The 4,512-nt window shown below is 69.7% G+C and carries 4 protein-coding genes and 1 tRNA gene; 3 read left to right on the top strand and 2 right to left on the bottom strand.

Features of this window, described 5'->3' with window-relative positions:
• Window positions 1–287, top strand: a 287-nt coding sequence (locus MKK84_RS03390) for a transketolase C-terminal domain-containing protein (RefSeq protein WP_279599347.1), incomplete at its 5' end; no start/stop codon positions are given.
• Between the two features lie 115 nt (window positions 288–402).
• Here MKK84_RS03390 and MKK84_RS03385 read toward each other — a convergent pair.
• Window positions 403–1,494: a tartrate dehydrogenase gene (locus MKK84_RS03385; protein ID WP_243916623.1), complete on the bottom strand. Its 1,092-nt coding sequence runs from the start codon at window positions 1,492–1,494 to the stop codon at window positions 403–405.
• A 104-nt stretch (window positions 1,495–1,598) separates the two neighbouring features.
• Window positions 1,599–3,542: a chloride channel protein gene (locus tag MKK84_RS03380; protein WP_243916622.1), complete on the bottom strand. Its 1,944-nt coding sequence runs from the start codon at window positions 3,540–3,542 to the stop codon at window positions 1,599–1,601.
• Window positions 3,543–3,766: 224 nt separating this feature from the next.
• On the opposite strand from MKK84_RS03380, the gene MKK84_RS03375 reads away from it, so the two are divergent.
• Window positions 3,767–3,843 (top strand) — tRNA-His (locus MKK84_RS03375).
• A 226-nt stretch (window positions 3,844–4,069) separates the two neighbouring features.
• Window positions 4,070–4,375 (top strand): hypothetical protein, encoded by a 306-nt coding sequence (locus MKK84_RS03370; protein ID WP_243916621.1) that lies wholly within the window; start codon window positions 4,070–4,072, stop codon window positions 4,373–4,375.
• Window positions 4,376–4,512: the final 137 nt, after the last annotated feature.

The following is a 4,512-nucleotide window of genomic DNA, read 5'->3' as shown; positions in this document are numbered from 1 at the left end:
ACCACGAGGTCCTGCTGACGATCGAGGAGGGCTCGCGCGGCGGGTTCGGCGCGATGGTGCTGCATCTTCTGGCCGAGACAGGCGCGCTGGATGCGGGGCGGGTGCGGGTTCGGACGCTGACGCTGCCGGACACCTACCAGGACCACGACAGCCCGGAGAAGATGTACGCCGAGGCCGGGCTCGACGCGCAGACCATCGTCAAGACCGCCCTCGATACCCTGCCGGCCGAGTCCGGCAAGGCCGAGCCGGCGAGCAACGTGGTGAACGTGCGCCGCCTCCCGCGCTGAGGCGGGCGGCTTTCACGGAGTGGAGCGCGACAGGCCCCCGCTCCCGTGCGGGAGAGGGGACCCGCGCGTCATCCTAAGCAGCCTTCAGAATGAAGCGCGGTCGCTGAGACCGCTCCTACCCCAGCGCCTGTTCCACCGCCTTGCCGCACGCCTGCGTATCCGCATTCCCACCGAGGTCGCGGGTGCGCAGCGTCCGCTCGGACAGCACCCGCTCGATCCCGCCGACGATCTCGGCCGCAGCCTCGTGCTCGCCGAGATGCTCCAGCATCATCGCCCCGGACCAGATCTGACCGATCGGGTTGGCGATCCCCTGGCCGGCAATGTCGGGCGCCGAGCCGTGGACCGGCTCGAACACGGACGGGTGCACCCGCTCGGGGTTGATGTTGCCCGACGGCGCGATGCCGATCGTGCCCGTGCAGGCGGGCCCGAGATCCGACAGGATGTCGCCGAACAGGTTGGAGGCCACCACCACGTCGAACCGGTCCGGGTTCAGCACGAAATGCGCGGTCAGGATGTCGATGTGGTACTGGTCCCACCGCACGTCCGGATAGGCTTCGGCCACCGCCTTCACCCGCTCGTCCCAGTACGGCATGGTGATCGAGATGCCGTTCGACTTCGTGGCCGAGGTCAGGTGCTTCTTCGGGCGCTTCTGGGCGAGCTCGAAGGCGAATTTCAGGATCCGATCGGTCCCGTGCCGGGTCATGATCGTCTCCTGCAGGGCGAATTCCCGCTCGGTGCCGGCGAACATCCGACCGCCCGCGTTCGAGTACTCGCCCTCAGTGTTCTCCCGGACCACCCAGAAGTCGATGTCGCCGGGCTTGCGGTCGGCGAGCGGACACTTCACCCCAGGCATCAGCCGCACCGGGCGCAGGTTCGCGTACTGGTCGAATTCCCGCCGGAACAGGATCAGCGAGCCCCAGAGCGAGATGTGATCGGGCACCCGCTCGGGCATGCCGACGGCGCCGAAATAGATCGCGTCGTGCGTCTCGATCTGCGCCTTCCAATCCTCCGGCATCATCCGGCCGTGCTGCTCGTAATAGTCGCAGCTGGCGAAATCGAACCAGTCGAGCTGGAGCGAGAAGCCGTGCCGCTTGGCCGCCTGCTCCAGCACGCGCACGCCTTCCGGCACCACCTCCTTGCCGATGCCGTCGCCGGGGATCACCGCGATGCGGTAGCGACGCTGCGGGCTGGTCTCTGGACCGGGCATGAATCCTCCACGCGTTCTGGGAGAGCGGGCCCTCGCGGTGCCCGGATCGTCGGCGTCAGGTGATTGGTCCGCGCCGGTATCGGGTCAACACCCGGGCCTGACAATCAGTCGATTTCCCCCGCCATGGCCCGGCGCTGACGGTCGAGTTCCTCACTGTAGCGCTTCAGCGTGTGGCTCTCGGTGAGCAGGCCCAGGACCTTCCGGGTCTCGGGCCCGTCGACCACCGCCAGCGCCTCGCTCTCGGTGCGGTCGAAGGCGGCGGCGGCGTCCTTGGCGTTCAGGCCCGGCGTGAGGAAAGCGTCGGTGTGCAGCAGCAGGTCGGCCAGCACGGGCTGCGCCGCCGCGTCGGCTTCCCGCGCGGCGGCGTGCGCCTCGGGGACGTTCACGATCCCGGCATAGCGCCCCTGCCCGTCCACCGCGATCACCCGGGAGGGCGAGCCGAGGGGGTGGGCGCGCATGAAGGTGGCCAACGGCGTATCGGCCGCCACGACGCGCGTGTCCCGGCGCATCAGCCGGCCGACCGTGAGCGACCGGATCCAGCCGATATCGTGCGGGCTGCGGATGCTCTCGCCGCGCAGATGGAAGCGCCACGTCGCGAAGGAGTAGCCGAAGGTCTTGCGCACGGTCAGCGAGGACGCGATCACCGCGGCGAGCACCAGCCCGGTGATCGGCAGGCTGCCGGTGATCTCGAGCGTCAGGAACGTCATGGTCAGCGGGCCGCCGATCACCGCCACGGCCAGCGCGCTCATGCCGATCACCGCGTAGGCGAGCGGCGTGAGGCCGAAGCCCGCCAGCGCCGGCACCAGCAGGGGCGCCCCGGCGGCGAACAGCTTGCCCGCGATGGCGCCGAGGAACAGCGAGGCGAAGAACAGGCCGCCCCGAAAGCCGGAACCGATCGAGATCGCCGAGGCCATCGCCTTGGCGGCGAACAGGCCGGCCAACGCCGCGATGCCGTGTCCCTGGCTCTCGGCGGCGAAATGCATGTGCAGGGCGCCGTGGCCGCCCGAAAGCACCTGCGGCGTCGCCACCAGCGCCAGCGCCCCAACGCACAGGCCGCCGAGGGCCGGGGCGGCCACCCGCGGGACCCCCGAGGCCTGGACCAGCCGCTCCACCAGGGTGACCCCGCGCATGATCAGGATGCCGAGGCCCGCGCAGACCAGCCCCAGGGCGAGGCTCGGCAGGATCTCCATGCTGGTGACGTGCGAGGTGGTGATCGCCTGCACGTCGCCGAAATCGACCAGCGGCTGCGTCGCGATCAGCTGCTGCGCGATCAGGTTGCCGCAGAGCGCCGCCACCACCACCGGCGTCAGAGTCGCGATCGAATAGGTGCCGATGATCAGCTCGAAGGCGTAGAAGGCGCCGGCCAGCGGCGCGCCGAACCCGGCCGCAATCGCCCCGGCGGCGCCGCAGCCGACCAGGGTCCGCAGGTCGCTCCGGCGCACCTCGAAGGCGATCCCGAGCCGTGAGGCGAGGCCGGAGGCGAGCTGCGTATAGCCGGCCTCCAGCCCGACCGAGGCGCCGCTCCCGTTCGAGACGACATTCTGGAGGGCGAGATAGAGGCTGTCTCGGAGCGACATCCGCCCGCCATGCAGGGCGTTGGCCTCGATCGGGTCGATGGCGGGGCGCTTGCGCGGGCCGCGGATGTAGCCCGCCGCGACGATCACCAGCCCGAGCAGCGCGCCGCCGAGACACGGCCCAACCAGCAGGAGCACCGGCGACACGGCATCGGCCGCACTGAGCCGCATCCCTGGCGGCAGGAGGAACAGCAGCTCGCGCAGGCTCTGCGTCGCCCAGTTCATGGCGGAGACCGCGACTCCGGCGACGCAGCCCACCAGGGTCGCGAGCGCGACGAGGCCGCCCTCGCTGCGACGGACGAGGCTGCGCAGCTGCCCCGGCGCCTGGACGATCCCGGCGCCGGTCCAACGGCGCCGGGCGCGCTCGCGCGGTCCGGCCGCTTTCCGGGCCGGTGCGTCGATCGGCCGGTCGGCCGCCTTGCGGTCGCCGCCCGTGCTTCCATCCTTGGCTGCCGCTGGCTGTCGTGCGCTCACGGTTCGTCCGCTCACCCCGATCCGCCCCGGCCGCCGCACCGCGGGTTCGACCCGATGGGTTCACTATAGCGCGCCCCGTGCCGAAGTGGACGCCGGTTCGGCCCTGGCGCGGGCGCCCGGAGCCCGATGCGGCCGGCCGCGGCAGGTTGCGTCCGTGTCGATCCCACAAAGGCCGCGCGCCTCGCTTGAAAACTGCCGCGGCCCACGATACACCCCCCGCCAGTGCCGCCGTAGCTCAGTTGGTTAGAGCACCAGATTGTGGATCTGGGGGTCCCCCGTTCGAGCCGGGGCGGTGGTACCATCGAATTTCTGTAGATCGTTGAAGGGGTTGGCGAAAGCGCCGACCCCTTTTCCGTTTCCGGTCCACTTCCTGATTTTGGCGATAGGGTAACACTACGGGTAACAGCGGCACGTAGGCCGTTCGCAAGCACCCCTTAGCGAGGGGTTCGGCTTCAAGCCAATTCATATCGACGGCCGCCCCAAGCTTGTCGCGAAGTGCGGCCCTACGATCGGGATGGATCAAGGCCATGCTCAACGACACGGTTCCGACCTTTCGGTTTAACCGACCTCGCCCCCCCTCCCCTTCAACTCAGCACTTGCGCCGCCCCGAGCCGGTCAAAGCACCCGACCGGCCAACAGTTGCCAAGCCTGCCGGCGGGCCAGCCGAATCCGGGCGTACCAGCGCTCAGGCTGGCAGCCGCGACGCTGTCGCTGCCGACGCCGAGCGCTTCCTGCATCAGATTCAAGGCGTCGGGTCGCAGCCACTCGACAGCGCGGGTTGGTTGCAACGGGCGGGCTTGAACATCCGCAAGGCGTCGGATGCGCAGCACTGATCGTCCCCCTTTGAAGTGGTCCGCCCTGAAGTATGGCTTTTGCGCCGACAGAGGACGGAATCGATGGCCCAACGACCCAAGCCCGAGGAGATCGTGAGCAAGCTGCGTCAGGTCGACGTGCTGGTCTCACAAGGACA

Source organism: Methylobacterium sp. E-065 (assembly GCF_022829605.1).
GTDB lineage: Bacteria > Pseudomonadota > Alphaproteobacteria > Rhizobiales > Beijerinckiaceae > Methylobacterium.
The sequence above is the reverse complement of the archived record's forward strand: the minus strand, read 5'-3'. Positions and strand labels throughout refer to the sequence as shown.